The following is a 25,874-nucleotide window of genomic DNA, read 5'->3' as shown; positions in this document are numbered from 1 at the left end:
TGTGTGCCTTGGGCAGTCTCAGGCTGTATTTGATAATCGTTAGGGCAAAAAAAGGGTTATTATTGATTTCACTTTCAGCAATAAAATCTATAGTACTAGTTCCCATCTGCTGCAGATAACCGATTATTTCAATACCCAATATACGTTGCAAATAAAGGCGGGCAATTGCACCGGCTGCAACTCTGGCCGCTGTTTCACGGGCGGATGAGCGGCCGCCGCCGCGATAGTCACGGTGTCCATATTTGTAGTGATAGGTAAAATCAGCATGTCCTGGCCGAAATAAATCCTTAATCTCGTTATAATCACTGGAACGCTGATCACTATTTGGAATTAATAAAGCAATCGGGGTACCGGTTGTTAATCCCTCAAAGACACCAGAAAGGATTTCCACTTTATCCTCTTCTCGCCGTTGAGTCGTGTATTTGGACTGCCCTGGTTTGCGTTTATCGAGAAAGGGCTGAATATCCTCAGCACAAAGCGCCATGCCTGGAGGGCAGCCATCGACCACACAACCTAACGCTTTGCCGTGGCTTTCACCAAAGGTTGTTACTGTAAACAATGTACCGAATGTGTTTCCACTCATTATTTATTACCAAAATGGGCTTTTAATTGCTGACAGGTCAATAGAAATACGCCTTGCCCACCATATTCAAAATCAAGCCAGGTAAATGGCAGTTGGGGAAAGGCGTCCACTAAAGCATACTCACTATTCCCTACCTCAACGACTAAAATGCCTTCCTCTGTTAAATAATCATGGGCGTTTGCCAAGATTTTTTCAACAATAGCCAAGCCATTATCCTCACACTCCAAAGCTAATCGTGGTTCATGAGTATATTCAGCCGGCAAGGTTTGCATTTCCTCATAGCCAACATAAGGAGGGTTAGAAACAATCAAATCATAGCGAACTCTAGGTACATTGGCCCAACAGTCTGATTCAATTAGATTAAGAACATCGTCTAAGCCGTGACGTGCACGATTAATCGCCGCCACTTCCAAAGCATCTGCTGAAATATCAACTGCATCAACTATTGCTTCTGGAAATGCGTAACTGCAGGCAATTGCTATACAACCACTTCCCGTACAAAGATCAAGTACACGTTCGACACTATCGGCAGCAAGCCAGGGAGAAAATTGTTCTTTAATGAGTTCCGCAATGGGTGAGCGTGGAATTAACACACGCTCATCAACATAAAAAGGCAGTTCGCAGAAATAGGCTTCTTTGGTTAAGTAAGGCACAGGAACTTTATCGATAATTCGTCTTGCCAAACGTTCATTGAGCATTTGTTTTTCCGCGGGCGTCAATCGAGCTTGCAAAAGTAAGGGATCCACATCCGGAGGCAAAGATAAACTGCCAAGCACTAAGGCCATCATCTCATCCCAAGCGTTATCTGTACCATGTCCATAATATAAATCAGTCGCTCGTGCTTGAGTTAAACCAAAACGCAAAAAATCCACGAGGGTTGCAAAATCAGCCGTCAGTGCCGCATAAGAATCAGTCATAACTTTACCTTAATCATTAGACTTTTCGCTGACTCTAAGAGGCTGTTGATATTGCGCTAGATAGTAGAAATATCAGTAGCCTCTAGTAGGGCGGAAAACCATCGATGTATACAATTATCACAAATTGTACGCTAATTCAGATTCTTTGTCCTTAAGGTCTTTATATACGTTATAATTTTAAGAGTACTTCAAATGTCTAAATTAACGAGTTCTATGCCTGATGATTTTCTGTCTGATGAAGACAAAGCCTTATTTCGCCAAGTGGTGGAGAAAGTTAAGCCCTTGCCCAAAAGTAAAAAATTGCTTCCGTAGAGGCTAAAAGCCCGCCTCAGGCTACAGCTAAACCTCGTAACTACAAGCCGCAGCAACCCTCTCTTCCCAAGGACAATGACTTCTATTTGTCAGATTATTATACCGAGGTAGTACAAGCAAATACGCTACTCAGCTACTGTAGTCATAGTATCCCTGCTAAACGCTTACGTGAATTAAAAAATGGGCAAATTTCCTGGCAAGCCAGACTCGATTTGCATGGTTTAAGATCGGATGATGCTAAAAATGCCCTGATTAAATGTATTGCGCAACAACATGCCCTGGGTCATCGCTGCTTATTAATCATTCATGGCAAAGGCAGCCATCAAGGCGAACCACCTATTTTAAAAAATTTAGTTAATCATTGGCTGCAGCAATTTCCTCAGGTATTAGCTTTTCACAGTGCCTTAGCTCGTGACGGCGGTTCGGGTGCTTTATACGTACTATTGAAAAAACAGAGAGATAAAAAAGCGTAACATTCCATTCACCTTAAAAAATGCAGTCCTTTTTAGGCAATGCCTCGAGGTTTTTTAAAAACGCCTTGCGTTAATTAGGCATTATACGCAGATTTTTAAAGTTACTTCGAATGACATTCAGATTGAATTTATCCTCATAAACCCTTACTATTTGTACAAAATTTTTAACGACCTTATCATGAGTAAACAAGCGATTATTATCGGAATATCCGGCCCTTCTGCTTCTGGTAAAAGTCTTCTGGCTAATACTATTGTCACCGAACTTGGTTCAGAGCAAGTTGTTGTGATTTCGGAAGATGCTTACTATAAAGACAACAGCCACCTCCCTTTCGCTGAAAGAGAAACAATTAACTATGATCATCCAGAAGCGTTTGATCATGCCCTACTTTGTGAGCATCTGCGTCAATTGCAACAAGGGGAGTCCGTTAATATCCCTATTTATTCTCATTCCAAGCACATCCGTTTGCCAGAAACACGTTATGTTGGCCGTCATACGATTATTGTCCTGGAGGGTATTTTATTATTTACCGACAAAGCGCTGCGCGAAGTCATGGACATTCGTATTTTCATGTCCACTCCGTTGGATGTATGCTTGACCCGTCGTTTAAAACGAGACGTGGTTGAACGCCACCGTTCGTTTGAATCAGTCGTTCATCAGTATGAAACAACAGTAAGACCAATGTATTTACAGTTCATCGAACCCTCAAGTCGATACGCTGATATTATTGTTCCCCGAGGAGGAGAAAATCGTATCGCTATTGACATGATCCAAGCAAAAATGCGCGAGTTACTCGCAACGCACTCAAAAGATTAAAAGGAGAGTAAAGTGGGATTTTTAAGCGGAAAAAAGCATTAATTGTTGGCTTGGCTTCTAACCGATCCATTGCCTATGGTATTGCCCAAGCCTTTCACGAGCAAGGTGCAGAACTAGCCTTTACATACCAGAATGAAAAATTGCAAAGCCGAGTGGAAACCATGGCAGCAGAATTTAATTCCAGCCTTACCTTTCCTTGCGATGTTGCCAGCGATTTGGACATTAAATCGGTCTTTGAGCAACTGGGAAGCCACTGGAATAAATTAGATATTTTAACCCACTCAGTCGCTTTTGCGCCAGCAGACCAAATCAGTGGCGATTTCATTGAGCAAGCTAATCGCGAAGGTTTTCGTATTGCACATGATATCAGTGCCTACAGCCTGGTTGGCTTGACACAAGCCGCTTTACCGATGATGGAAGGGACGCAAGGCTCTGTACTCACCTTAAGTTATTATGGCGCCGAGAAAGCTGTACCTAACTACAATGTGATGGGTATCGCCAAGGCAAGTCTGGAAGCAGCAGTTCGTTATCTGGCTGCCAGTTTAGGCCCTAGAGGTCTGCGGGTAAATGCCATTTCTGCAGGCCCCATTAAAACTCTAGCAGCGGCAGGCATTAAAGATTTCCGCAAGATGCAAACCGCCTATGCCAATACGACACCCTTGAAACGTAATGTCACTGCCGAAGAAGTAGGCAATACAGCTGCGTTTCTGTGTTCTGATTTAGCATCTGGGATTACTGCTGAAGTTGTTCACGTTGATGCAGGTTACCATGCGGTATCCATGTCAGATCTGACTTAATGCTTTAACTCTTCTAATTCCATTAATTAAGTGCCTCATACAAGGCACTTAATTATATAAATTGGCTATTCGAATAATGGTGCAGATGGTTCTGTATTGTAATATGGAGGAGGATACATCGCATAAACTGGAGCCTGGTAATAAGGCAAAGGTCGCAAGTCAAATTGGATTGTTGCTTCACCTTGGCGTAAAGGAACTGTTACGGGCCCATCAAGAAGAGACTCACTACCCATATCGCCTGCGCGTATTTTTCTTATAATTTCAAGATTTTCCTGCACTTTTTTTCCATTCGTACCAAAAGTTCTTCGATGGAGCAAAGTAGGAACACCCTCTTCACCCAATTCAGAGCGCAGAGTAAAAATGGCATATTTTACCCTCATGAGATCAAATCCTTTTTGGAGTAAATTTAGCTCTTCTTCCGCAGTCAAGGTAAAACGATTTGGATCGTTAGGATCAAGAGCATCAGGATGTGTTTTACGTAAAATATAGTTCTGAAGTTTATCTGTGATAAAGCAACCTGCACCAGCACCAATAATCGTTAAACAAGTCAGAGACAAAGCAACTACACCAACTGGACTGCTTATACCCGCTAACAGAGCAAGGTTCATTAATGGTGACGTAGCAAAGGCCATACTTAAGAAGCAAGACACATAGCCAGCAGCAAGCGTACCCGCCACGGTTACCATTCCTTGTAGCCAGCCCTCATTATATTGAATGCGAGAGATGCTATTTAAAGCTTGTCCTAGCATGTAATAAAGTGCAGCAATAGCTAGAACCAAAAGCAAAGCAGCCAAGGCCGCCAGAAAGAGAAAGGCAATTATATCGCCATTATTCTTTTTATCATCTTTACTTGAATGGCCATGGTTACGGCTAGAGGAATTATCAATAACAATAACTTGTGGTCTCAATAAGGAGCGATACAAAAACCAGTTAAACAGAAAATCGTCACTGGCGCAATAACAGTGATAATGGCGGTGTCGATAAGGTTCATAGTCTTGATCCACACTAATATCAATTTGCACAAACTTATGATTAGCAAAAAACACTTGTGGTTCTTCTATATGTACAAAGGCTGGGCGAGTGCTCAGAAACGTATTTAATGCATGCATTACTTTGTCTGCCTCGCTTTGGCAGTCGTCAGGGGTGCTAGCCAAGGTAAACCAATATAACTTGCTAGCAGGGCTATTTAAAGCAAACAGGACCCTTCTTCTTAATTCATCTCTAATTTGCTCCATCGAGAGCTGAGGAGCTCGTCTGCTTGCTAATTCATTATAATCGTTAGTGAGCTGTAAAAAAACTTCGCTAATTGGTTATCGGTAAATTTTGCCATTACATCCCCTCTTAACTTAGGTTAATGCCTATCTATCTTAGCCTTATGAACCAAATTATTGACGTACAAATCGTAATCCATTAAGCCATAACTGGCTTCAATCTGTTGGGCTAAGCTTGCCTGTTGTTCTTTATCAAGCAACGGCAATCGGCCATCGTTGATTTTTTCAATCGCACGATGACATAATCACCATTACTTAAGCTGCGTCCATCGCGACTATTGGTACGCGGCAAGCTAAAGGCTAAATCATTAACCGTAGCATCTGCTTTGTCTGTATCGCGTGTTGCTTTATCTACCTCTTGCCACCGCAGCTGATTGGTTTGCATCAGTTTTTCTTGCGCACCAACTCCTTCCTTGTTCGATAGCAATTCTATACCTAATTGCTTTGCCCGCTTTTCAGCCTCTTGTAAAGCTAATTTTTTAGTGATGAACTCGCTAACTTGCTTCAAGGATTTCTCGACTGCGGGGATATGTTTGTTAACCCGTAAGACCACAACACTATCATTGTCTAATTGCACGGGTTCACTGTTATTTCCCAGCTCCAGGACATCATGACTGAACGCCGTGTTGACTACTTGCTTGTTTTTACTCAATGCACTCTTACCGCCCTGCCGTGAAAAAGGCTCTGTCTGTTCAATTTGTAATTTTAATGCATCAGCTACGGGAGTTAGAGAATCTGGTGTTTGATAGCTTAAATCTGCGAGTTGCTCCAACGCTTGAGCATATTGCGCTTGTGACAATTCGATCAGTAATTGTTCTTTAATCGTTGCTTGAACCTCAGACAATGGCTTTAATGCCGCAGGCTTATAAGCGACTAGTTTAAAAATTTCATAACCATGCGCAGCTTTTACTGGTGGCGAAATTTGTCCTGGTTCAGTTAAATTTGCCAAGGTTTTATCAAAACCGGATTGACCTGCAACCAGCCAGGGCAGAACACCCTTGTTAGCAACAGATAATTTATCATCCGACATGGTTTTTACCCATTCATTAAATTGAAGCGGGTTATTTTGCAGGGCTTGATAAGCTTCTTCAGCTTTCTGTTTTATCTGCTCTTGCGTCTCTGCAGTCGCAGTTTCTGGAACAGCAAATAGAATGTGTGCAACCTGCCATTGTGCCGGTGTCAGAAAATTACTTTGATTGTCTTCATAATAACGCTTTATCTCTTCATCATTTACCTTCGTTGCATCTTTAATTTTTTGCATGGATAAGCGGACATAATCAAGAGAGACTTTTTCTGGCTCAAGAAATTCCTTTGGATGATTTTGATAGTAAGCAGTTACCATTTCAGGGGAAACATTACTTTCTTTGATAAATAAAGACGTCGGTATTTGTAAGTATTCGTAATCTCGAGTTTGCATATAGAGCTTAACAAAACGCTTAATCTCCCCAGGCAGAGCAAAGGCACTACCTATGAATGCAAAACGCTGTTGATTAAGTAACATACCTTGCCTGACTTCTTTTTGGAAAGATTCAGGAGTAAACATGGCACCACTGAGTGCCTGTTGATAACGTTCTGCCGAGAAATGACCATCTTGCTGGAATTGAGGAATACTAACGATAGCTGCATTTGCTTGTTCGGTGCTCACTTCAAAGCCACTGGCTTTTGCTGCCTGCATAGTGACTTCGTTAACAATCATATTTTGCAGAACCTGGTTCTTCAAGGCTATTTCGCTAGCCGCCGTCATTTGCGACGGATCACGCTGCTGCCGGGCTCGCCTATAATTTACTTCATAAGCCTGTTTACTAATCGGCTGGCCATTGACATCAACCTCCGCGGTCGAGGTCTGACGTGATTGCATATAATAATCCACGCCGAATAAAGTAAAGGTAATAACAATCAAACCAATGACTATCCAGGCTATGACACCTTGTATGCGTTCGTTCAACTTCTGCAACATGTTCGAAATTCCATATTGGTGTTTCGCAAGAAATACTGACTTAACGTGGTTGGTAAAAAACGCGCCCTTCGGCGCGTTAATCTTGGCGGAGTGGACGGGGCTCGAACCCGCGACCCCCGGCGTGACAGGCCGGTATTCTAACCAACTGAACTACCACTCCAATTCTTGGTGGGTGCTGCAGGGATCGAACCTGCGACCCTCGCCTTGTAAGGGCGATGCTCTCCCAGCTGAGCTAAGCACCCAAAAACTCTACTGCACAGCTTCCTTCAAGTTCTTACCAGCTTTGAACTTGGCAACGCGTGAAGCCTTAATACGAATGGTCGCTCCAGTCTGTGGATTTCTACCGGTACGTTCAGAACGGTTACCAGTGGAAAAAGAACCGAAACCAGGCAACACAACTTGATCGCCACTTCTTAAAGCATCGGTCACGGTAGTCATAAAAGTATCGAGAACTCGACTAGCGTCTGCTTTAGTTACGCCAGAACCACTTGCAATTGCTTCAATCAATTCACTCTTATTCATCTTTTCCCCTATCAGTTATTCTTCCTTTACCCGAAGCGATTAAAACAGATTCATCAACCTCAGTCAAGCAGTCACATCCCTGCATCGCCCGCCAGTAGCGGGCAACGGTGTGAAATATACTCGGTATTAATGGGCATGTAAATCCTTATTTTTATTTTTTTAGAACTTTTTCCTTTTGCAGCTTCATGAATGGTCGGAACAGGTGTATCAACGATTGGACTGCGCTGTAAAGCAAGATCTAATACCTGCTCAATCGTCTTCACCGGATGGATGGTAAGTTTTTTCAATACATTATCAGGTATTTCTTCCAAATCCTTACTATTTTCCTCAGGAATAATAACATGCTTAATCCCTCCGCGGTGGGCAGCAAGCAGTTTTTCCTTCAAACCACCGATAGGAAGTACTTGTCCACGCAAGGTTATTTCTCCAGTCATAGCCACATCAGCACGCACCGGAATATGCGTTACAACCGAAACCAAGGCTGTACACATACCGATACCCGCACTGGGACCATCCTTAGGTGTTGCACCTTCTGGAACATGAACATGGAAATCATTTTTATCGTAAAAATCATCCGCTACGCCAAACGCCTTCGCTCGACTTCTTACCACGGTCATTGCAGCGTGAATTGATTCCTGCATCACTTCACCTAATTGACCAGTATGCGTTGTTTACCTTTGCCTGGCATCATAGAAGCTTCAATAGTCAGTAATTCACCGCCTACGCTGGTCCAGGCTAGTCCTGTCACCTGACCTACCTGATCAAATTCCTCGGCAAGTCCATAACGGTATTTTTTAACACCCAAATATTTTTCAATATTGGTGCGCGAGACAGCTACTTTTTTCACCCGCTTACCAGTCAGTATTTCCTTAACCACCTTACGGCAAATACTTGCTATATCACGCTCTAAATTACGCACACCTGCCTCACGGGTATAATGACGTACAATTTCACGGATAGCACTTTCGCCAATGTTGATTTCCTCTGGCTTTAGGCCGTTCAAAATCAATTGTTTGGGCACCAAGTAACTTTCAGCAATATGGATCTTCTCATCTTCGGTATAACCCGCCAGACGAATAACCTCCATACGATCCAGGAGAGGCGCAGGAATTTCCAGTGAATTGGCCGTCGCTATAAACATCACATCACTCAAATCATAGTCGACTTCGAGATAATGATCGTTAAAGGTATGGTTTTGCTCAGGATCAAGTACCTCAAGCAATGCAGAAGCTGGGTCACCACGGAAATCCATGGCCATTTTATCCACTTCATCCAGCATGATCAGGGGATTTTTAACACCAGCTTTACATAATTTTTGAATTATTTTTCCTGGCATCGAACCAATGTACGTTCGTCGATGGCCACGAATTTCTGCTTCATCTCTTACACCGCCTAAAGCAATGCGAATAAACGTTCTACCTGTCGCATTGGCGATTGATTGGCCTAATGAGGTTTTTCCAACCCCAGGTGGTCCTACTAAGCATAGAATAGGGCCTTTTAAGCGTTTTACGCGCTGTTGTACCGCAAGATACTCGATAATCCGTTCCTTCACCTTTTCGAGACCGTAATGCTCTTTATCGAGCAATTTTTCCGCCTTACGCAAATCAAATTGTATTTTATTTTTCTTTTCCAGGGCACACTAAGCATCCAGTCAAGATAGTTACGAATGACTGTTGCTTCAGCGGACATGGGCGACATTAATTTTAATTTTTGCAGTTCAGCAAGTGATTTCTCTTTGGCTTCTTTGGGCATACCGGCTTTATTAATCGAGCTTTCCAATTGCTCAATTTCATTGCCTTCTTCACCCATTTCACCGAGTTCTTTTTGAATCGCTTTAATCTGTTCATTCAGATAATATTCACGTTGACTTTTTTCCATTTGGCGCTTAACGCGACCACGTACTCGTTTTTCAACATGAAGCAAGTCAATCTCGCTCTCTATCGCCGCCATTAATCGCTCAAGGCGCGTTCCTACGTCAGTCGTTTCGAGTAGTTCTTGTTTATCATCTACTTTGAGGGATAAATGAGCAGCAATGGTATCCGCCAGACGACCGGGCTCTTCAATACTCGCCAGGGAACTTAATACTTCAGGTGGGATCTTCTTATTAAGCTTGATATATTGCTCAAATTGAGACATCAAAGAACGCATTAAGATTTCAATTTCCTGTTCTTTCATGTCAGAGCTAACTTCCTCTATAACCTCTAAAGAAGCCTCCAGATAGCCTTTTTCCTGAGAGTAGGCTGTTACTCTCGCCCTCTGTTCACCTTCAACTAATACTTTGACGGTGCCATCCGGTAATTTCAATAATTGGAGAACGCTGGAAATCGTACCGACTGTAAACACATCCTGTGCGGCTGGGTCGTCATTAGAGGACTTGCGTTGAGCAACCAGAAAAATCTGTTTACTGTCAATCATCGACGCTTCTAGGGCCTTTATTGATTTCTCACGCCCAACAAACAAGGGAATAACCATGTGCGGATAAACAACAACATCGCGCAGAGGTAATACAGGTAACGGTGATGTCACATCATTTTCTTCTTCAGTCGCTGTGAATTCATTTTCGCTTTCGCTAGACATAATAAGCCCTTATTCAAACGATAATTCTAAGAGAAATAGTATGGCCTTTCAGTTGAATCACCTGCTATTTAAGCAAGTACCCTGGACGGGCCCTGCTGGATTTAGTTCCGATAAATTCCAGCAGCGCAGATTGCTACTGCTACTACACGCTTTCTTATTCCCTTCCACCTGCAGCAGATTGTTTACCTTCTTCCCCTTCATAGACCAGGATAGGCTTTCCGACGCCATTGATTACATTTTCATCAATCACCACTTTATTAACGCCTTCGATGGAAGGTAATTCGTACATGGTGTCTAAAAGAATATTTTCAAGGATGGCACGCAAACCACGAGCACCAATTTTTCTTTCCAATGCTTTTTTAGCAATAAGGCGCAGTGCATCATCACGAAACTCCAATTCTACACCCTCCATTTTAAACAAAGCATGAAATTGCTTGGTGAGTGCATTCTTTGGTGTAGTAAGAATATCCACTAACGCGTTTTCATCCAGCTCGTGCAAGGTTGTCACTACCGGTAAGCGGCCAACAAATTCTGGAATTAAACCATATTTAACCAAATCCTCCGATTCAAGTGAGTTTAATACCTTTTCCATTTCCTGACCGCTTTTCGGGTTTTTAATCTGTGCAGAAAAACCTATTCCGGATTTATCGCTGCGCTCACGAATAACCTTCTCTAGTCCGGCAAACGCTCCTCCACAAATAAATAGGATATTGGAGGTATCTACTTGAAGAAACTCTTGCTGTGGATGTTTACGTCCACCCTGTGGAGGGACAGAAGCAATAGTACCTTCTATCAATTTCAACAACGCTTGTTGCACACCCTCACCTGATACATCGCGAGTAATAGAAGGATTATCCGATTTACGCGAAATCTTATCGATTTCGTCGATATAAACAATGCCTTGCTGCGCCTTATCAACATCATAGTCGCATTTTTGCAATAATTTCTGGATGATATTCTCAACATCCTCACCTACATAACCTGCCTCTGTTAGCGTGGTAGCATCAGCCATGGTGAAAGGTACATTGAGTAAACGCGCCAACGTTTGCGCAAGCAAGGTTTTACCACTACCCGTGGGTCCTATCAGCAATATGTTACTTTTACCCAATTCAATACCATCTTCCGTTTTATGGTGTAATCGCTTGTAATGGTTATACACTGCTACAGATAAAACCTTTTTGGCATGAGGTTGTCCGATCACGTATTCATCGAGAAAATTGGAAATTTCCTTAGGCGTCGGTAAATGGGTTTCAGCTTCCTCCGGAACGTCTTGGGTTTCTTCACGAATAATATCATTACACAACTCAACACATTCATCACAAACAAAAACTGAAGGGCCTGCAATTAATTTTTTACCTCATGCTGGCTCTTTCCACAAAAAGAACAATACAAGACTTTGTCATTATCGCCGTTACCGGTTTTACTCATCTACGAACCCCTCTTTCTACTGTTACTACACCAATGTAGTAATCTAGAATCTATTGCGCATAAGTCCCTAAAATAGCCTCGCCCACTGATTTGTTACCTCCCTTAGAAGCACTTAAACCAATGTTTGGCATTTATATTGCGAATTAATAATAGACATCCTAGTAAAATTTTAGACAATCGGAAAAATAACGCCAGTTTGCTGTTCTCCAAAAACAAACTGGCTGCTTAAAATTACTCAGTTGTAGCCAACGCATTGCGGTCGTAGAGAACCTTATCAATCAAACCATATTCCATCGCTTGGGTAGCGCTCATAAAATTATCACGCTCCGTATCACGCATAATTTGATCAGGTGTTTTCTTGGTATGATTTGCCATGATGCTATTCAAGCGCTCACGCACCGCTAATGTTTCACGCGCATGGATTTCAATATCCGTTGCCTGCCCTCGATACCCACCTAACGGTTGGTGAATCATTACTCTTGAGTTGGGCAAACAGAAGCGCTTACCGTCAGCACCAGCGCATAACAATAAAGCCGCTGCGCTGGCTGCCTGACCGATACATAAAGTACTGACATCAGGCTTAATAAACTGCATGGTATCATAAATCGCCAAGCCAGCAGTCACGACTCCGCCCGGTGAATTAATATACAAGGCAATGTCTTTCTCCGGATTCTCGGACTCCAAAAAATAATAATTGAGCCACTACCAGGTTAGCCATATGATCTTCAACTTCACCCAAAAAGAAAGATAAATTCGTTACTTTCAAAAAGTCGTGAGTAGATATCATAAGAGCGCTCGCCTCTGGACGTTTGCTCAATAACCATCGGTACTAACCCGCTGGCATTTCTTATCAAGTTGTCTGCATACCCTGGCATACTTACTCTCCTTTGCTCTCAGCGTCCTTTTTAGGGTTCATGATATCTTCATAACTCATTTTTTTACGCTTAAGTTTAGCATCGTCACTAATTTTTTCAGCAACAATTTCTTCCATAACCAAGGCCTCTACTTCAGCCAGACGCTCTTTACTACCTTGATACCAAGCACGCAATTCATCAGGACTTTCATAAGCACTAGCAAATTTCTCAATCATCGCATCTACACGAGCCTTATCAGCAATCAGTTCATGTTTTTTACGTATTCAGAGAACAGTAAACCAAGATGAACACGCTTTTTGGCTTGCTCTTCGAACAACGCCCGTGGGAAATCAGGTATCTTCTCATCATCAGAATGCTCATGGCCAAAGAGACGATGATACATATCATGCTTTAAATGCTCGATTTCTTTATCAATCAGAGCCATCGGCAGATCAAATTTATTTACTTCCATCAATTTATCAAAAAGTTTCTCACGATTCATCGAACTCACACGGCGTTCTAATTCACGAACCATGTTCTCTTTAATATCTTTTTTGAGTGCATCGATACCGCCTTCCTTGATATTAAATTTTTCAGCGAAGGCTTGATCTAACTCTGGTAATTTACCTTCCATGACTTTCTGAACAGTAATTTTGAAAGTTGCCTCTTTGCCTGCTAATTCCTTGTGGCCATAATCTTTTGGGAAAGTCACTTTAATATCAAAAGGCTCGCCTTTTTTACCACCGATTATACCTTCCTCAAAACCAGGAATCATAGCGCCAGAACCAATAATAAGTTCATGTCCTTTAGCACTACCGCCCTCAAAGGCTTTATCATCAAGGAAACCTTCAAAATCAACAACTGCTTTATCACCTTTGGCCACTGCACGTGAAACCTCATGCCATTCTTTGTTTTGCTCACGCAATTTTTCAAGCATATCGGCTACATCGCTATCTTTGACTTCCGCATGAATAGCCTCGACTTCAGCCTGGTTCAATTCCGTAATAGTAATAACTGGGAATACTTCGAAGACGGCGGTATATTTGAAATCTTTACCGGCTTCAAGCTTCTCAGGCTCAACAAAGGGTGAACCAGCTGGAACCAGCTCGTTTTTTTGCAACGCTTCAAATAACGTTGATTGTACCATTTCTCTAGCTACTTCTTCACGGACGCTATTTGAAAAACGGCTCTTTACCAAACTGAATGGAACTTTACCGGGGCGAAAACCATCAACTTTTACTTTACGAGCAAGATTGTGGAGACGCAGGCTCACTTCTTCCTCTACTTTTTCGGTTGGCACCGAAACTGTTACTTTACGCTCCAAACCTTTCAAGGTCTCAACAGAAACTTGCATCTAGTCACCTCACGGAAATTATCATGTAATGGTGCGAAAGGAGAGACTCGAACTCTCACGGGTTACCCCACTGGAACCTAAATCCAGCGCGTCTACCAGTTCCGCCACTTTCGCAAACAGGGTGGAATTATCAAACAGTATAACTGTCTTGTAAAGACTCAGGATGAATCTTAAGGATAAGATGGCTAATCGACTCTGAAGTCTGGGGTGAACGATGGGACTCGAACCCACGACAACCGGGATCACAACCCGGGGCTCTACCAACTGAGCTACGCTCACCATATTATTCTTGCCAACTTTGTTTTAATCAGGAATTCTGCTCTAAGGCTGGCACGCCCGGCAGGATTCGAACCTGCTACCCTCGGCTTAGAAGGCCGATGCTCTATCCAGATGAGCTACGGGCGCAAACTGAAACTGGTCGGGGTGGAGAGATTCGAACTCCCGACATCCTGCTCCCAAAGCAGGCGCGCTACCAGGCTGCGCTACACCCCGTCGTTAACCCGTCCCCGAGGACAGAGCGCAAATAATACCCGCAGCGACTCTGGAGGTCAATAGGACTTTTGACATTTCTGCTATCTTAACGTTTATATCCTGATTTTCTGTGTTGCAGGCTATTGATGGATTGGCTTTTGAGTTAGGATTAACCTATTCTTTTTGACTGTATTTAGCTAGTTATGAAAATGCGATTCTTGCCTTTATTTGATAATTTGGACAATCTCCACAAAAACCAAGACAATGCCATCCTTCCTGCACCGGACTATCACCAGGATTTCTATCATAGCCTGAATTTTCTCAAAAGTTATGCGGGCAGCCAGGGTACCTTCAATAGCTATCGTCGCGAAGCTGAACGCCTGTTGCAGTGGTGTTGGCACATTAAAAAACCACTTTGGCCACATTAAAACGCGACGATATCGAACAATTTGTTCGCTTTTGCCAAAATCCGCCTCAAGCCTGGATCGGTTTAAAAAAAGTCCCTCGATTTATTGAAAAAGAAGGCAAACGAGTACCTAACGAGGAGTGGCGTCCTTTTGTAGTCACGCAATCCAAGGCTGCAAGAAAACAAGGTAGTCCTTTATCGATAGAGCAATTTAATTTATCGCAAGGGGCTGTACAGGAAGTATTTGCGATTTTAAGTACCTTTTTTAATTTCCTGATTGCCGAAGAATACCTTGTCTCAAACCCCGTCGCCTTGATTCGGCAAAAAAGTAAATTTATTCGCAAACGCCAACAAAATGCGCCTGTTAGACGCCTGAGTTTGACGCAATGGGATGCCGTGTTAGAAGCCGCCGATACCCTTGCGGAAGAAAACCCAGAAAAACACGAGCGGACCCGTTTTATCTTAAGCATGCTCTTTGGGATGTATTTACGTATTTCAGAACTCGCAGCCAGCGAGCGCTGGATTCCCTGTATGAATGATTTTGCTAAAGACAGTAATGGTCATTGGTGGTTTACTACCGTCGGAAAAGGCAACAAGGAGAGACAGGTTGCGGTTAGTGAAGCCATGCTCGCCAGTTTAATGCGTTGGCGAGGTTTTTTAGGTTTATCTCCCTTACCCTCTCCTGCTGATAATTCGCCGCTTATTCCGAAAATTCGCGGCGTAGGTCCCCTGAGCGATACAGCACCGATTCGCCGTCTGGTGCAACTATGCTTTGATTTGGCAGCAGCACAATTACGTCAACACGGTAAAACTGAAGAAGCGGATAATTTAGGCGCAGCAACCGTTCACTGGTTAAGACACACGGGCATCTCGGAAGATGTAAAAATCCGCCCACGCGAGCATGTACGCGATGATGCCGGCCATAGTTCAAGTGCCACAACTGATCGTTACATTGACGTTGAAATGCAGGCACGTTATGAATCAGCACGCAAGAAACAGATTGAAATCAGTGAAAATGAATGAAAAAATCTAACAGGATCTATTCAGCATGTCCACGTCATCTCGAGCATAGCGAGAGATCTCCAGAAATAAGCAACGTACCAATCGGAGATTTCTCACTGTAAATCAAGACGGACTACGGGCATCAATCAATTCAATATTATCGATTGCTAATGATTCAGCGAGAAAAATTTCCCCTACCGCCTGAAAACGTTTGATGGAATCCGTCACCAAATAATTTATTTTTGCTTCTGCGGGCTGATTGGGAGTAAGCAAAGCCGCCTGCGCCAGCAGCAGCTGCAACGCTTTTGCCGTTGCGTCAGCTGAATCAACTACCGTCACACCATCAGGCAACAACGAGGTCAACAGGGATTTAAACACCGGAAAATGGGTACAGCCTAAGAGTAAGGTATCTTCCCCCGTTAAAATCGGACAAATAGTGTTTCAACGCTTCTCGAGCAATGGCATTATTAACCATGCCCTCTTCAGCCAAGGCGACCAATACACTGCAGGCACGGGCTGAAATAGCAGCCTGGGGCAATTGCTCACAAATTAACTGCTGATAAGCATTGGAAGCAATCGTCGTTTCGGTAGCTAAAACAGCAATACGATGATTTTGGTCGCCGCAACAACAGCCGCAGCCCCCGGGTTTTACTACACCTAATACAGGCATATCGGGAAGCATGGCTTGTAAATGGGGTAAAGCCGCGGTAGTAGCCGTATTACAAGCAATCACCAAGGCTTTAATCTGCCGTTCCACCAGAACCCGAGTCATTTGCAGAGCATATTGCTGCACCGTGTCCGGGCTTTTAGTACCATAAGGCAATCGTGCTGTATCACCCAGATAAACAAAAGATTCACAAGGTAAAGCGGCCTTCAGCGCACGTAACACCGTTAGCCCCCCCATTCCCGAATCAAAGACCCCAATAGGTAGTTTATTCTTATTCATGTTATCCTTAACTAATACTAGGTTCCACCAAGTTTGGGTGGCGTACTCGAAGTAACTGCAGGTGCAGTATTGGCAGTACTTACCTCAGCTACAACAGTCTGGAAATCTTCTTTAAACAATTTGGAAAGCTTACTAAGATCTTTCGCTGTTTGTGCCTGGGGTTTTTTATGACCACTAGACTCTTGAAAAAACGATTCCGCTTGAGTAACTCCAGGATTTCCTTTAAAGACTGTTTCGTAAAGTGAATTCTTAGCCAAACCATAGAAAGTACCTATTTCTTGAGTAGGCTGCCATGCTGGTGATACCACTTTAATTGCCTCCGGACCAAACTTCATCTCTGGATTCAATTTACCCATTGCGTACGCTGCTGTCCATAAATAGCGCAATTCTTCCGGATTTGATCCATCTATGATAAGTGGTTTGTCTTTCGTAGGCGGTTCATGTAAACCAGCTAAAGCCTGGCAGATCATTGCCATGGAAAAATTTACCCGTGCGGCATTCAATGCAGCATCAGTGGTTTCTGGTATAACTGTCCCATGGGGCCCAGGTCGCGCCGGTAATTTTTGCGGGAATGCATTGACCGTTAATTTAAGGCTTGGCAAATATTCCATCGATCCATCTTTAGCAGGCGTACCTCTGTCTGAACCCCGCTGCTCCAAAAATCCTCCTGTAAGCCTCTCATTGGGATGTGCATCATCTCCACCAAAAGAGATGCGGTGGGGACGAACCATACCCGGAACGACTATAGGAACCGCGTGATAATAAGTTGGATTATTTCCACCCTGCCTGACCACAGTCGTTACCCCGGGAGGGATAGTCTTTTTATCTCGCCACTCCTTTCCAAAAAATTTCGCCATCTCTGAAACAGGACAATCTGGTTCACACTCGCTATCGAAGTGGAATCTGATGTCTTGTTTACCCGCTTTTGCTTCTTCCACAACTTTCACAAGCCCTTTTTTCAGCAGCTGATTGTCATGACTAGGATCTCCTCGGAGTACTTTTTGTATTTTTTATAATGCTCTAGCTCTTTTCCAACGAGATTCCCTTTATCTATTAACTCGTTACGATAGGCCTCAAGAGCGAGCTTTTGAGCATTATCATCTAAATTAGCTACATCAGTTTGAGAGGGTAAACTGGCTAATTGTTCATCAATAACCGCTTTCTGATGAGCCAATTGCTTAACGAACTCATCACAGCCGTTAGCAAATTCTAAAAATTCCGGTCCTAATTTCTCGGCATTTTGTTTGGCAGCAGCATGAAACGCTGGATTAAACCAGTCAATCGACTTCGTATTACTAAAGCGTTCTAATTCTTTCCGGATCTTGTCATCTGCTTTCTTCATTTTTTCAAACAGATCAGTGACCGTTTTGAGCTCAACGGCTTTGGCATCAAGGCCACTGTTTGCATCAGTCTTATAGGTACCGGTCAATAGAATCTGGCGACTCTGTTCACGCTTCAATTGTTTAAACACTTCTGGCGTCAGCTGTTGCCGCAAAGAAACAGGATCAAGTACGCCGTAATAAGAGCCCCCCTCGTGTGGCCGCTACTCTCATAAATTCATCAATAGACGACGCTTCCTGGATATCGGCTTTTAGTTGATCATAGTGGTTATTCGATACGGGAGGAGCAGCAGGTGCTAGCGTGAATACGCCTGTTTTTGAAGTGAAGCACAAAAAGTAACAAAACGATAGTCGGGAGAATCCGTGTTCAATACATTCGCTCGCGCTGCCAGACTGACATTCCGGAGACGTTGATTCTCCATCGTTGTCCTAATAGCCGGATCACCCCCCGAAAAATCGTTAGGAGCACCAGCGTCCAAGCCAAAAGCGGTATAAAAACTGCCGGGAACCACCCCAATAATGCCTTGTATCTCCTGTATTTTTTCACATAATTACTATTAGCTCCCCCGTTATTGTCAAATATTGTATTAACACCATCGTTACCCAAAGGCTGGTGGAGGGCAGCGTTAATTTGCTCAATTTTTCCTTTATCAATATCTAAAGGGGGCGATTGCTGAGCAATAATCCTGGCGATATTGGGATCAGCGATTTGGTTAATAAGATGTAATCTGTAGTTTTCTTCTACAAAAGGCTCTACATCAATATTCTCACCAAGTATCTCTTTTACTACTTGTACAGCCTCTCGCTTAGCAAGATCGTCGTGTGCATCCTGAACATTCAGCAAGGCTTTCATCACCTCTGGTGTATTTAATAACTCCTGCTGTTTGTTCAAAGGCAATTGTTTTACCAACGCCAATAATGCTGGATGTGCTTCTGCACCGAATTGGGCAGTAGCGTTAATTTGACTAGTCAACGCCTTTTCACTGGCGGCAGCTTGCAGACGTACTCTGGCGTCTTTATTCACCCAACTGTGTTCGGTTATACCCATAGCTCGCAGGGCATTAGCGAACTCCGGGTCAGTTTTTGCTGTGGCCAGAGCAGTTAGCTGCGATAGGGGGCGATTATTTGGAAATCTATTTACTAAGCTAGTTACCAAACGTTCTTGCAATACTTGTTTATCTTTTGGCGGTAAAACAGCCATCAAAGCTTGTTGATGTCCTTGCGGAGGATGGCCATTTAAATCATTAATAGCCCCTACCATAGTATTGTAACCACCGCCGCTCAAATCAAGGCCTAAACTATCTCTATATACCTGTTCAGCGGCAGCATAAGCACGGACCTGTTGCAACAATCCTCTATCTTGATGTGCACCACCTGTTACTATCAAACCGTCAGCCTCATTGCCTCCCATTAACAAGCGGACACCATCTCTAACGCCATTAACACTGCCGGCTTGAACTAAATTGTCTAAAGCACCATCATCAATTACCGTAGGTTTCACTAATTCGGTTTTAGCATAACTTAATAAGGCTTTCTCACGTATCTCGGTTATTCTTTCGGGAGTTAAATGGGTAGTCACCTTGGATTGCATAGCTACTGAGATATTTTGCCCCATATAGGCTTGAATATCATTGACTGCTGTAGGACTAGTAACAAAGGCTTTCAATTGTGCGGTATTGGCAGCAAGTAGTCGTTTTTGTACATGAGCAGCAGCAACAATATCATTGACTTGAGCAAGGCTAAGATTATCAAGCGCCTCGCGAAATGCTGGGCTGGTACTGAACCCTAAAGCGGGTTTATCAGTCAAAATTTGCTTGATTTGCTCTTTTGTTGTCGCTGCCATTAAGGCATTCAAAGTATCTGGGTCGTCACACTGCGCAATTTTTATTTTGAGCGCTTGCAAAGCAGCAGCTTGGCGTAAAATGGGCAAAGAGGTAGCAGTAACGGCGTGAGGAACAAAGTTATTAGGATTTCCAAAATTTGCACCAGCTAAATCATTATGCAGGCCTACTTTTGTTATAAAACCACCAACATCCCCCTGCGATGCAAGTGCGACCAGATGCTCTACTCTAGGCCCATCCAATTGAGACAGTTTGGCAATTAAAAAGCGTTGACCAAGCTGCTCTTTGGCTTTTTGAATTTCTGGATCGCCCAACAAGACATCAGTATAGGGAGCACCAAAATCGTTTTTAAAATTTGCAGTATCTTTATTTAACGTAAGTAACGTGTTTGGATTTAACAAATCAACCTGAGATTTAAGCCCAATAGCTAATGCTAAACCTTTCTCCAAAGCTGCTTTCTTAACCACATCAGTAAAATTTGCAGCAACCAGATTACCCGCTGTTTGCGCAGTTAAATTCCATGGAGCTGCTTGCAGCGCTACTCGAAATTGCGCAGTTCCTGCTGCTGCCTCAGCGATGAGATGCTCAATCTCATCTTTAGTAGCACGAGTATTCTTGATTTTATTAAGCAATAACTGTTCTTTTGCTTGAGTTTTAATCTCCCCTATCGCCCCTGCGGTAAGGAAATCTTCAGTGTTCACATCCCAGGCGGCTGGATGGGTAAGGGTTGCTAAAGCACCAAAAATGGCTGGTTTAGTAGCAAGCTTGGTACGGGCATTTGCTTCATCACCATTGATAAGGTCTACCAAAAATGGCTCATCTAAGGTGCCACCTGATACCTTTAAGCCGGCCTGGACTCTTCTTTGTACTGCAAGTTTGTGTAGAACCGTAAAATTAGCACCAACACCAACAAAACCACCGGTATCATCCAAAAAAGTTCCATCGTTGGGTTTGGGTGGATCTACATTCATACCGTTAAAACCATGCCAAAAATCCTTTTTCGCGAGAATCACTCCTCTAAAATCATCAGGCACAGTACGATTTACTTTCATTAGTGCATCAAGAGCATCAAGAGCGCCTGCTCCTGCAGCACGGCTAATTATAGTATCATCTTGAAGGGCAGCTAAAAGTTCCGCATTTTGGATAGGCATGAATAACTCCGCAAGTCATATATGATCATTTTAAACATAAAATCTTAAGCAGTCCTTAAACTTTGCATGATTTTTGCGAAAACAACTTGAATTGTCTTTAAACTCATCTATTTTAAGAGTATAGCAAGCAATTGGACAAGGGAATGAAGACATACGTTTGCTTTGTTTTGGTCTTACTGCCTACAACCCTCTTAGCCCAAGGTTGTATTACAGGCAAAGTATCTGAGAAACCTAGTTATGTCTGTGTCGATGGGCGTTCGCTCAGCCAAGCAGGGGGGGGTTAGTTTGGCAAGCCAAACGCGGTTGTTTCATGAGCCGTATTCCCTGTTGTAATTATGATGCAACCCACTACAGTTATTCAGCCAATCCCGGCTATGTCTTTTCTTCCTACAATCGTTGCCGACAAGGATATCCCTTCCATTTGGGAGAAATGCAGACTCATTAAATTCAGAACTTACGAAAAACGTCGAGGTCGAGGTCGAGGTCGAGGCACAGTTTGCCTTTAATGAGGACGTTTAGTCTAACTAAATGACCGAATTAAAAGCAAATTTTAACGAAGAGAGTGGTGTTTTGCGTAAGTCCTGTAACTGCTTTTGCAACTGGTTGTAATAGATATTAGGAAGAAATACTAGGCCCTAAACATAGGCGATGGTTGCTTGATAACTGGCTATTAACAAGATCGCCACTAACAACCAAATAATGGTACTGGTCACGTAAGCGTGTTTAAAAGAATGATAGGTTTTTTCTTCAACCAGAAATTGATGGCTAAAACAGGAAGAATTGAACAAGCGAAGAGAATAAGACTCTTTACCAGGATGTCAGCACCTGTCTGGAAGGGTAGCCAAGCAACAAACAGGGAGGTAAAACATTGCAGAATGGTCTGAAGATGCAGTAATCCCCATAATACCCACTGCTCATAATAAACAATCAAAACCGTCGCTAAAATAAGAGGTAATAAGAGTTTCATGCCGCGAATAGCAAATAATTTTTAAAAAAATTGCCAAATTCCTGCGAGAAAAACACCACGATTGAACAACCCAATACAACCAGTGATAATACGAGCATATCCATTTAGTTGCCTATCCTCTCTCTTCTAGCGCTTCCCAGCGAGCATAAAGTTTGGTTAACTCCGTTTCGTCCGCCGCTAATTGTTGCGCATGGGAAGTAATAAGCTGAGCCTCTTGCTGGTAAAAGTCTGCCTCAGCCATTTTTGCCTGTAAAGCAGCAATTTTTTGCTCCAGGATTTCAATTTTCTGGGGCAATTGGCTTAATTCTCGTTGCTCATTAAAGTTCAGTTTAGTTGAAGCAGTATTACGTTTAACTGCTGTTTTAACTGGTGCTTGTTCACGTCGCTCTTTTTTCTGCCTACGGTAATCATCATAACCACCGACATATTCATTAAAAATTCCTTCTCCTTCATGAACCAATACGGACGTGACGACTTGGTTAATAAATGCTCGATCATGGCTGATTAACAATAAGGTACCAGGATAATCCATTAACATGTTTTCTAATAACTCTAAGGTCTCAATATCCAAATCATTGGTCGGCTCATCCATTACTAATAGATTAACTGGTTTGGCAAATAACTTGGCCAGTAATAAGCGATTTCGTTCACCACCAGAGAGCGTTGCAACCTGCTGATTAAAGCGCTCCGTTGGAAACAGAAATTCCCGCAGATAACTCGCCACATGCTTTTGTTTGCCATTAATGGTTACGTAATCAGCACCTTCTGCTACGTTGGCCATCACAGTCTGCTGCTCATCCAGTTGACGGCGTAATTGATCAAAATAGGCGACTTCCAGAGAAGTTCCGCGCCGGACTGTCCCTGAATCAGGGGTCAATTCGCCTAAAAGCAACCGTATTAACGTGGTTTTACCACAACCATTCGGACCAATAATGCCAATCTTGTCACCGCGAGTCAGTAACAATGAAAAATCACGCACCAAGGTTTGATCTGCCACGGCAAAATTAAGCTTATTGGCCTCGATAACCAAAGAGCCCGAACGCGATACATCAAGAGTTAACGCCTGAACTTTGCCTAATTGCGCGCGGCGTGCTTTGTATTCCTCCCGCATTGCCTTTAACGCGCGTACGCGCCCCTCATTACGAGTACGACGAGCTTTGATGCCAGTACGAATCCATACCTCTTCCTCTGCCAGACGCTTATCAAATAAAGCATCTTGCTTTTGCTCACTGAAACGTAGTGCTTCACGCCGATCCAAATAAGTATCGTAATCACAATCATAACTGTATAGTTTGCCACGATCGATTTCGACAATACGATTCGCTACTTGCCCCAAAAATTCACGATCGTGCGTTACAACCAGTACACTACCTGTGTAGGCTTTTAGATAAGACTCCAACCATTCAATAGCGTTCACATCCAAATGGTTGGTAGGTTCATCAAGTAACAAGAGGTCAGGAGCGGCAATCAGAGCAGCAGCCAACAAAGCGCGTCGTTTCATACCTCCTGATAAACGACTCATGTGTGCCTGCGGTTCAAGACCTAAACGACTTGCCATCATGTCTACTCTGGGTAGCAAATCCCAAGCGTGCAGGTTATCCATTTGCTGTTGGCATACAGCTAGCTTGGCTAAATCATTTGTTGTTGATAGATGATGGAATTGCGCAAGTACTTCGCCAACTTCACCCAAGCTTTTTACCAAAAAATGATAAACGGTCTCTTTATCGCTGATAGGGACCTCCTGCGTTAAACCAGCAACGCGCAGACCGCTAAGTTTATTAAGTTGCCCACTGTCAGGCAGCAATTCACCTTGCAATAAACGCAATAAAGTCGATTTACCCGCACCATTTCGTCCCACTAAAGCAATACGCTCCTGCGGCTGGATCTGCCAATCAACGGCATCAAGCAAGCAATTGCCAGCAAGCTTTAAGGTAACCCCATGAAGAGAAACTATACTCATACAAACTCATCGCTTTTTTAGAGCTGTTGGCACTGTCCAGTGCGCTTATGCATTGATTGCTATCCTTCACTAGCTCAACTACTCTTTATCTAATTATTAGGATAAATCATTTTTTATAATTAACCGTTTATCCTGCTGTAATAAATTAAACCGGGACAATACATTCATACCTAATAAAATAGTGTCATCATCACTACCCGGTACAATCACTGCTTTAACGTTATTTAAGGTAAACTCAGCAAAACTCAATTGTTTTAAGCGAGTCAAAGTCCCTGTTACTTCACCACTGGCCGTTTGGATACTAATTGGATAACGCCCCTGTAATTGCAACTTGGTAGCTAACCATTGGGGTACAGCCACTAACGTAGCACCTGTATCCAAAATAAATTTAACCGGATAATCATTAATGGACCCATCTATGTAATAGTGCCCTTGCTCATCAGCAACAATCGTGACGGCTCCATGAGTGACTTGATAGGAACCTTGTTCCCTCTCACCGTAATAATAAAAAATAAAAGCAATAACCCAAAAATAGCAACCAAGCAATGAGAAACATCCAACGCCCGGTTTGGGTATATTGCTTATCAACCACGTCCTTAACCTTGAACTGGCGCAGGTAAAACCATCACTCCATCGACTTCGACCTGTGCTCCACGCGGCAGGGCGCTCACTCCAATGGCGGCCCGGGCAGGATAGGGTTCATCAAAATAACGCGTCATTGCTTCATTAACCAAAGGAAAATGGTTTAGATCCACCAGATAAACAGTCACTTTAACCAAATTCGCTAAACTGCCGCCAGCCGCTTTACAAACAGCTTCCAGGTTATCAAAGACCTGATTAATCTGCAGACGAATCTCATCGCTACATAATTGCATGGTTTGCGGATCAAGTGGAATCTGTCCCGACAAATAAACAATGTCTCCGCAACGAACTGCTTGACTATAGGTACCAATCGCTGCTGGCGCTAACGCACTGTGAATAGGTTGCATTCAATTAATCTCCCTGCTTTTTACGATATAGGCGCATCACTACTTTATTAGCACGCAAACGACGCATTACTCGTGCTAAATGAGTTCTGTCACGCACACTGATGGAAAAAGTTACTCCATTATGCCGCCCGTCACGCGGATCGACATTAATATTGCCAATATTTGATTCTGCCTCAGAAATTGCTGTTGCTAATGCAGCTAAAACACCGCGCTGATTAGCTACTTCAACAGTAATATCTACCCAAAACTCGCCTTGAACCTGGTCATCCCATCGTAAAGAAACCAATTGTTCCGGGTGATTTCGCCCTTGATTAATGTTAGGACAATCACTGGCATGTACTATGATACCTCGACCTTGCTGAAAACGCCCAACAATATTGTCGCCTGGTATAGGTTGGCAACAATCGGCGAAATTGACCACCATCCCTTCGGTGCCTTTAATAGCCAAAGGACCGCTCTTCGCTGTTTTATCGAGCTCGCTGCTTTCCTGACTAACCACCAAGCGTTTGGCTATAATCATTGGCATCTGATTTCCGATACCAATGCCATAGAGCAACTCATCGGCTGATTTATAATTTAAATCATGCAGCAAGGCCTGCAAAGACTCCGGTGGTACTTTGGCATAATCACTACCCAACTCAACAAGAGATTGTTCCAGCAAACGTTTACCCAAGACAATCGACTCTGTATGTTGCTGGCTTTTTAAGAAATGACGAATATTGCTGCGCGCTTTGCCAGTTACCACAAAATTAAGCCAGGCAGGGTTAGGGCGGGCACCAGGTGCAGTAATAATTTCGACTGTTTGACCATTCGTTAACGGAATACTCAAAGGAACCAGTCGACGATTTACCTTGGCAGCAACACAACTATTTCCCACGCCAGCGTAATAACTTCGTATAGCATACATTATACGAAGTTATACGAATTCCCGCAGATAACTCG

14 protein-coding genes, 6 tRNA genes and 9 pseudogenes are annotated in these 25,874 nt (G+C 43.2%); 5 read left to right on the top strand and 24 right to left on the bottom strand.

Annotation, left to right across the window (positions count from 1 at the left end; genetic code table 11):
- Both aroC and prmB read right to left on the bottom strand, forming a co-directional pair.
- Positions 1–583, bottom strand: a pseudogene (gene aroC, locus BN58_RS23030) (chorismate synthase); the annotation flags it as partial.
- Positions 583–1,500, bottom strand: a complete 918-nt coding sequence (gene prmB / locus BN58_RS07330; RefSeq protein ID WP_019216280.1) for a 50S ribosomal protein L3 N(5)-glutamine methyltransferase — start codon at positions 1,498–1,500, stop codon at positions 583–585. The gene prmB and the pseudogene aroC, both read right to left, overlap by 1 nt.
- Positions 1,501–1,898: 398 nt before the next feature.
- Here prmB and BN58_RS28240 point away from each other — a divergent pair, with 398 nt between their 5' ends.
- From BN58_RS28240 to BN58_RS07310, 3 genes are all read left to right on the top strand, one after another.
- The gene (locus tag BN58_RS28240; RefSeq protein ID WP_019216278.1) at positions 1,899–2,285 is read left to right on the top strand and encodes a Smr/MutS family protein; all 387 of its coding nucleotides are present in this window, start codon (positions 1,899–1,901) and stop codon (positions 2,283–2,285) included.
- Positions 2,286–2,463: 178 nt separating this feature from the next.
- Positions 2,464–3,099, top strand: coding sequence for a uridine kinase (udk, locus tag BN58_RS07315; protein WP_019216277.1), 636 nt, complete (start codon positions 2,464–2,466; stop codon positions 3,097–3,099).
- Positions 3,100–3,149: 50 nt separating this feature from the next.
- Positions 3,150–3,896 carry an enoyl-ACP reductase FabI gene (locus BN58_RS07310; protein WP_019216276.1) on the top strand — a complete coding sequence of 249 codons (747 nt, stop codon included), beginning with the start codon at positions 3,150–3,152 and terminating at the stop codon, positions 3,894–3,896.
- 65 nt (positions 3,897–3,961) lie between these two features.
- On the opposite strand, the gene BN58_RS07305 is transcribed toward BN58_RS07310, so the two are convergent.
- From BN58_RS07305 to BN58_RS07240, 13 genes and pseudogenes are all read right to left on the bottom strand, one after another.
- Positions 3,962–5,131: a hypothetical protein gene (locus BN58_RS07305; RefSeq protein ID WP_019216275.1), complete on the bottom strand. Its 1,170-nt coding sequence runs from the start codon at positions 5,129–5,131 to the stop codon at positions 3,962–3,964.
- Between the two features lie 116 nt (positions 5,132–5,247).
- Positions 5,248–7,124: pseudogene (locus tag BN58_RS23020) on the bottom strand (SurA N-terminal domain-containing protein).
- 83 nt (positions 7,125–7,207) lie between these two features.
- Positions 7,208–7,284 (bottom strand) — tRNA-Asp (locus BN58_RS07295).
- A 6-nt stretch (positions 7,285–7,290) separates the two neighbouring features.
- Positions 7,291–7,366 (bottom strand) — tRNA-Val (locus tag BN58_RS07290).
- Between the two features lie 7 nt (positions 7,367–7,373).
- Positions 7,374–7,646 carry an HU family DNA-binding protein gene (locus tag BN58_RS07285; protein WP_019216274.1) on the bottom strand — a complete coding sequence of 91 codons (273 nt, stop codon included), beginning with the start codon at positions 7,644–7,646 and terminating at the stop codon, positions 7,374–7,376.
- Between the two features lie 126 nt (positions 7,647–7,772).
- Positions 7,773–10,223, bottom strand: a pseudogene (lon, locus tag BN58_RS23015) (endopeptidase La).
- 154 nt (positions 10,224–10,377) lie between these two features.
- A pseudogene (gene clpX, locus BN58_RS07275) lies at positions 10,378–11,651 on the bottom strand (ATP-dependent Clp protease ATP-binding subunit ClpX).
- Between the two features lie 231 nt (positions 11,652–11,882).
- A pseudogene (gene clpP, locus BN58_RS23010) lies at positions 11,883–12,526 on the bottom strand (ATP-dependent Clp endopeptidase proteolytic subunit ClpP).
- A gap of 2 nt (positions 12,527–12,528) precedes the next feature.
- Positions 12,529–13,859 (bottom strand): annotated as a pseudogene (tig, locus tag BN58_RS23005) (trigger factor).
- Between the two features lie 29 nt (positions 13,860–13,888).
- Positions 13,889–13,973, bottom strand: a tRNA-Leu gene (locus BN58_RS07255).
- Positions 13,974–14,062: 89 nt separating this feature from the next.
- Positions 14,063–14,138, bottom strand: a tRNA-His gene (locus BN58_RS07250).
- Between the two features lie 49 nt (positions 14,139–14,187).
- Positions 14,188–14,264: transfer RNA gene (locus BN58_RS07245), tRNA-Arg, on the bottom strand.
- Positions 14,265–14,274: 10 nt separating this feature from the next.
- Positions 14,275–14,351 (bottom strand) — tRNA-Pro (locus tag BN58_RS07240).
- Positions 14,352–14,533: 182 nt separating this feature from the next.
- On the opposite strand from BN58_RS07240, the pseudogene BN58_RS23000 reads away from it, so the two are divergent.
- Positions 14,534–15,759 (top strand): annotated as a pseudogene (locus BN58_RS23000) (tyrosine-type recombinase/integrase).
- A 102-nt stretch (positions 15,760–15,861) separates the two neighbouring features.
- On the opposite strand, the pseudogene murI reads toward BN58_RS23000, so the two are convergent.
- From murI to BN58_RS07215, 4 genes and pseudogenes are all read right to left on the bottom strand, one after another.
- Positions 15,862–16,684, bottom strand: a pseudogene (gene murI / locus BN58_RS22995) (glutamate racemase).
- Positions 16,685–16,701: 17 nt separating this feature from the next.
- Positions 16,702–17,631: a hypothetical protein gene (locus BN58_RS07225; RefSeq protein ID WP_019216269.1), complete on the bottom strand. Its 930-nt coding sequence runs from the start codon at positions 17,629–17,631 to the stop codon at positions 16,702–16,704.
- Positions 17,632–17,642: 11 nt separating this feature from the next.
- Positions 17,643–18,179 carry a hypothetical protein gene (locus tag BN58_RS07220; RefSeq protein WP_019216268.1) on the bottom strand — a complete coding sequence of 179 codons (537 nt, stop codon included), beginning with the start codon at positions 18,177–18,179 and terminating at the stop codon, positions 17,643–17,645.
- Positions 18,180–18,391: 212 nt separating this feature from the next.
- Positions 18,392–21,016 carry a hypothetical protein gene (locus BN58_RS07215; RefSeq protein WP_019216267.1) on the bottom strand — a complete coding sequence of 875 codons (2,625 nt, stop codon included), beginning with the start codon at positions 21,014–21,016 and terminating at the stop codon, positions 18,392–18,394.
- 143 nt (positions 21,017–21,159) lie between these two features.
- On the opposite strand from BN58_RS07215, the gene BN58_RS33305 reads away from it, so the two are divergent.
- The gene (locus BN58_RS33305) at positions 21,160–21,300 is read left to right on the top strand and encodes a hypothetical protein (RefSeq protein WP_232220422.1); all 141 of its coding nucleotides are present in this window, start codon (positions 21,160–21,162) and stop codon (positions 21,298–21,300) included.
- 425 nt (positions 21,301–21,725) lie between these two features.
- On the opposite strand, the gene BN58_RS28235 is transcribed toward BN58_RS33305, so the two are convergent.
- From BN58_RS28235 to BN58_RS22985, 5 genes and pseudogenes are all read right to left on the bottom strand, one after another.
- Positions 21,726–21,983, bottom strand: coding sequence for a hypothetical protein (locus BN58_RS28235; RefSeq protein ID WP_019216266.1), 258 nt, complete (start codon positions 21,981–21,983; stop codon positions 21,726–21,728).
- A gap of 112 nt (positions 21,984–22,095) precedes the next feature.
- Positions 22,096–23,943 (bottom strand): ATP-binding cassette domain-containing protein, encoded by a 1,848-nt coding sequence (locus tag BN58_RS07205; protein WP_019216264.1) that lies wholly within the window; start codon positions 23,941–23,943, stop codon positions 22,096–22,098.
- Between the two features lie 96 nt (positions 23,944–24,039).
- Positions 24,040–24,531, bottom strand: a complete 492-nt coding sequence (locus tag BN58_RS07200) for a retropepsin-like aspartic protease family protein (RefSeq protein ID WP_232220421.1) — start codon at positions 24,529–24,531, stop codon at positions 24,040–24,042.
- An 8-nt stretch (positions 24,532–24,539) separates the two neighbouring features.
- Positions 24,540–24,932, bottom strand: coding sequence for a RidA family protein (locus BN58_RS07195; RefSeq protein ID WP_019216262.1), 393 nt, complete (start codon positions 24,930–24,932; stop codon positions 24,540–24,542).
- 4 nt (positions 24,933–24,936) lie between these two features.
- Positions 24,937–25,818 (bottom strand): annotated as a pseudogene (locus BN58_RS22985) (RelA/SpoT AH/RIS domain-containing protein); the annotation flags it as partial.
- Between the last annotated feature and the right edge of the window lie 56 nt (positions 25,819–25,874).

Source organism: Legionella tunisiensis (assembly GCF_000308315.1).
GTDB lineage: Bacteria > Pseudomonadota > Gammaproteobacteria > Legionellales > Legionellaceae > Tatlockia > Tatlockia tunisiensis.
Note: the sequence above shows the minus strand (reverse complement) of the source record. Positions and strands in the feature narration are given on the sequence as shown.